Source organism: Vibrio genomosp. F10 str. 9ZD137 (genome assembly GCF_049974785.1).
In the GTDB taxonomy this organism is placed as follows: Bacteria; Pseudomonadota; Gammaproteobacteria; order Enterobacterales; family Vibrionaceae; genus Vibrio.
The window spans coordinates 1-4,076 of record NZ_JBNGCJ010000612.1; the positions used below are offsets into that span (position 1 = coordinate 1).

A 4,076-nucleotide genomic window follows, 5' to 3' on the forward strand; every position below is an offset into this window, starting at 1 on the left:
CGGCAACAATGGGGTAACGGGTGGCTCATTAGTACCGTTATTAACCTTGGGTGTCCCAGGTGACGCCGTCACCGCTGTATTACTGGGTGCACTCATAGTTCAAGGTTTAACGCCAGGGCCTTTACTGTTCACACAAAACCCTGAAATTGTCTATGGCATATTCAGCTCTATGCTGGTTGCCAACGCTGTTATGTTGATCATTGGCCTACTGGGTATTCGATTTTTCTGCCGTATCATTGAAGTACCGAAAATAATGATGATTCCTATTATTATCTTCTTATCGGTAATTGGTGCTTATGCCATCAATAATTCGATGTTTGATGTAGGCATAGCGATTGCGTTTGGATTACTGGCATTTGTGCTAGGCAAGCTAGAGATACCTTCATCTCCAATTCTATTAGCGATAATCTTAGGCCCAATGGCTGAAACCAACCTACGCAAATCTCTATTGATGTACGATAACAGTTGGTCATTCCTATACGAAAGACCAATTGCACTCGCATTCATCCTCCTTGCTATTTTTTCAGTGTATTCAACATTGAAAATGAAGAAGAAACAGCAAGACAAAACGATGACCTAGTCTTAGTAAAAACACCCAACTGATGAGGAACCTCAGTAAGGGCGGCTATAGAAAGGAAAATTCAGCCAGTGACGAAAATATAAAGTAAAAAGGGGGGACAGTTAAAAACACTGTCTCCCCCCCTTTTTTAGCCGAAATGAGATGAACACTCTTTAACATCAATTGAAATCAGAAAAACAAAAAGCCGTGGTTATTTCTCAGTGACACCACAAGGCAAGTTTAAGATCCATCCTGCAATCTCTTCTAACTTAGTCTGATTTCCATTCAACAAGCGGGTCATTAACCCCCCTAATATCAGCGCATAAGCTTGAGTGGCATTCACCTCCCCGACAAGTTTGCTCAGTTCTGCGAGAAATTTGGTATCTGCCATTTTTAACAAATGATCATTGGCGATATCTTGACTGTCTCGATTTTTTACGTAATCCAACAGCACCGTCATTTCACCTTTAAAGCGGCTATCAAGCGCAGTAATCAGCTGAATAATGGCTTGTTGTTTGTTTTCAGGTAAAGGGCTACCCTCTTCGATACCATAAAGTGTATGCGGCTCTAGCACTAACTCAGTACACGCTGCAAACAACGCTTCTTTACTTGAAAAGTAGTGATAAAGCGCACTCTTAGAGACGCCTAAAGCATCAGCGATACCTCGCATACCCAGACCATTAAATCCATGTTCAGAAAAAATCTCAACCGCTTTAGATGCAAGCTCCTTGCGGTAAGCATCACGATCCACCACTTTTGGCATTCAATTATTACCCTTTTAAAATGTTCAATTGGACTCTATTCACTTCACCTTTAAAAGTCCACTGGTCGATAAAAATAAATGGTAGACCGATCGGACGATAAAATCATTGACAATACCTTAATGCGTTCGCTATTATTTTTTAGACCAACTGGACCAAAAAATATCTTATTCACATACTTCAGCGATTTTTCAATGGCTGTATTAAGGGAATCACAATGTCAGAACCTGCGCCGATAAATGAGTCAAAAACAACATCAAAAAATCAAACTACGCGACAAAACACCCCGATCAACTGGGAATGTACCGGACAATTCAATTTCACGACAGGTTATGGGGCAACGAAAGCAGAAACCGCCATTGCGCACTATGCCACTTTCATTGCCCCTATCGTTTTGTATTTTTTCTCTTGGAAAGCACTCGATTGGAGCGTATTACAGCTGGTTGTCGCCAGTTTCTTAACCTTGGATATGATTGGAGGTGTCCTCACCAATTCGTTAGGATCAATGAAGCGATTTCTTCACACGGATCAAAAGATCGAGGTCAATTGGGTTGGTCAACTCGTCGGCAGCAAGTTTCTATTTCCAGCGACTCACTTACAATTATTTGCGATACCTTTGTGTTTCGACATCGCGTGGTCGTATGCGTTTATTTGGTATGCCGTTATGATGATCTCTATTGTGATCATTCACTGGCTGCCTATGTACCTGCACCGCCCTATCGCTTTGTTTGTTGTGATGCATTCCATCATCCTTAGTCAATTGATGCCAGCCCCTGAAGGACTTGAGTGGATAGCCCCTATTTTTATCATGAAGTTGGTGCTGTCTCATGGGGTAAGAGAAGAGCCCTACCGCCCAACACTGACGAGCTAAAGGCCAACGACAACCATAAAGGAAGATACCATGACGCATAGTTATGACAGATAGTTGTGACAGATAGTTATGGCGAATAGTTATGGCGAACAGCTGAACAACTAAAAAACGCCTCGGGGTTGTGCTTCCTTTCAACGTCTCTTTACCTCACTTCCCGCACGCTAACCCGGCTTCTCCTTCACAAAACATCATCCCAAAACGCCATCAGACCGCGTGAGCAATATTGCCGTCTGCTAAAACTCAATTTGGCGTAAATATTCAATAGATCACGATGTCTTCTGGTTATCTTAGGAACTAGACAAGCTAACGAGGACATGATTTTGAGTAGAGTAAATAGCCAAACAAGCATTGCGTCAAAAGCAAAGGTATTTGACCAAAAACATCAAAGCGAACGAGCCATGTTCGAATACAAACTCTCTGTAGAGGCAAAAGAAAATGGCACATTTGAAGCGAATCGGATCTGGCTAGGGTTAACCTCTCCCTACATTGCGAAAGAAACCGTTGTTTGGTGCCCAAAACAAGGTCTGAAAAAAGTTGAAATGCACCAGCCTCACCTGAATGAATCGGGGTCATTGGCCATATCCGCAAAGCAAGGTCGAGCAGATTTAAGTAGTCAAAAGACTGAATATAAACAGAAAAGTAAAACATTAAACTTTACAAAACGCCCGTGTACTTTGTTAAGTATTCCGTTTGAAATTGTTCATCATTGGGATGAATTATCAGCAGGGAACGTTCTTTATTTCGACTATACCGTCCTTAAAGTTCAGGCCCACACTGAGGTGAAGTTAACTATGCGCGATGAAGGTGAGTTTAAGGTCGTGAGAGTTACACCAGAAAAATGGTTTTGGCGCTTATTGTTTGGTTCGACTGAATATTACTTTGAAGGTGATGCACCCAAGCTAACAAAAATAGTCGGGTTGCTAGAGCCTAGAGATAGAAACCTTCGTGGCAAATACGTGGAATATTTAGGTCGTGCAATTTTCGATCGTACGGTGGATTTTTCAATGATCAAGGAATCAAATCATGTATAAAACGGTGTTAATTACTGGCGGAACGCGAGGCATCGGTCAAGCTTTAGTCAAACAATATTTGAATCACGGCTACACAGTGATCGCAACAGGGAGTTCGGAAAAAAGCGTTGTCAGCTGTAAAAAGGCATACCCGGAAGTACGTTGGTACAAATGTAATTTAAAATCGGCCCAAAGCATTGAACAATTTGCTCAGGCTTTAAATGGTGAGCCGCTGTCCTTGGTGATTCACAATGCAGGCGTACAACAGGCTAGAGATCTATTTGTTGGCACTGATGAAGCCATTAGCATTGAAGATGAGACGATGATTAACTTTACCGCGCCAATCTTGCTTACGCGCCTCCTGTTTGACAATGTTCAGCGTGCAACTGGCACCTGGGTTTTTGCAACGTCGGGGTTAGCGATTGCGCCTAAACAAAGCTCACCGATTTACTGCGCGAACAAAGCCGGACTGAGGACATTTTGTAAGTCTTTTAATGGTCAAATTAAGCGGCACAACAGCGGTATTAAAGTGTGTGAAGCCATCTTACCCTTGGTGGATACCGAGATGACACAGGGGCGTGGCAAAGGGAAAATTTCACCAGCTCAAGCGGCGCTGGAAGTTTTTGAGGGCGCGGAAAAAGGGAAAAAAGAAATTCACATCGGTAAGATTAAACTCGTAATGAAGTTACGCGCGTTGTTTCCAAATCTTATCGAAAACATCATGTTAAAAGAATAAGGAAGATACGATGAAAAGAAAATCTTCCATTGCTCAGCGAGTGTTAACCTGGATCAGTAACAATGGCGCGAAAGAGAAAGCGATTCCAATCTTGGCTGGCGTTTCAATAGGTGACTTTTTTGTTCCAGCGTTACCCACA

Annotated in this window: 5 protein-coding genes; 4 read left to right on the forward strand and 1 reads right to left on the reverse strand. The window is 42.4% G+C overall.

Features of this window, described 5'->3' with window-relative positions:
* A partial coding sequence (locus tag ACP45E_RS14860) for a tripartite tricarboxylate transporter permease (RefSeq protein WP_198927730.1) occupies positions 1-580 on the forward strand: 580 nt, incomplete at its 5' end.
* Between the two features lie 190 nt (positions 581-770).
* On the opposite strand, the gene ACP45E_RS14865 is transcribed toward ACP45E_RS14860, so the two are convergent.
* The gene (locus ACP45E_RS14865; protein ID WP_017037242.1) at positions 771-1,322 is read right to left on the reverse strand and encodes a TetR/AcrR family transcriptional regulator; all 552 of its coding nucleotides are present in this window, start codon (positions 1,320-1,322) and stop codon (positions 771-773) included.
* A gap of 215 nt (positions 1,323-1,537) precedes the next feature.
* Between ACP45E_RS14865 and ACP45E_RS14870 the strand changes: the two genes are divergently transcribed.
* The 3 genes from ACP45E_RS14870 (at position 1,538) to ACP45E_RS14880 (ending at position 3,937) form a co-directional block, all read left to right on the forward strand.
* A complete protein-coding gene (locus ACP45E_RS14870) occupies positions 1,538-2,191 on the forward strand; it encodes a hypothetical protein (protein WP_017037243.1) in 654 nt (217 codons plus the stop codon).
* A 314-nt stretch (positions 2,192-2,505) separates the two neighbouring features.
* On the forward strand, positions 2,506-3,222 hold the full coding sequence (locus tag ACP45E_RS14875) for a hypothetical protein (protein ID WP_017037244.1): 717 nt from the start codon (positions 2,506-2,508) through the stop codon (positions 3,220-3,222).
* Positions 3,215-3,937, forward strand: a complete 723-nt coding sequence (locus tag ACP45E_RS14880; RefSeq protein ID WP_017037245.1) for an SDR family NAD(P)-dependent oxidoreductase — start codon at positions 3,215-3,217, stop codon at positions 3,935-3,937. Before ACP45E_RS14875 ends, ACP45E_RS14880 begins: the two co-directional genes overlap by 8 nt.
* Positions 3,938-4,076: the final 139 nt, after the last annotated feature.

Excerpts from the sequence above, each read along its gene's own strand:
- ACP45E_RS14875 (WP_017037244.1), top strand. The coding sequence starts at position 2,506 with ATGATTTTGAGTAGAGTAAATAGCCAAACAAGCATTGCGTCAAAAGCA.
- ACP45E_RS14865 (WP_017037242.1), bottom strand. The coding sequence starts at position 1,322 with ATGCCAAAAGTGGTGGATCGTGATGCTTACCGCAAGGAGCTTGCATCT.
- ACP45E_RS14870 (WP_017037243.1), top strand. The coding sequence starts at position 1,538 with ATGTCAGAACCTGCGCCGATAAATGAGTCAAAAACAACATCAAAAAAT.
- ACP45E_RS14880 (WP_017037245.1), top strand. The coding sequence starts at position 3,215 with ATGTATAAAACGGTGTTAATTACTGGCGGAACGCGAGGCATCGGTCAA.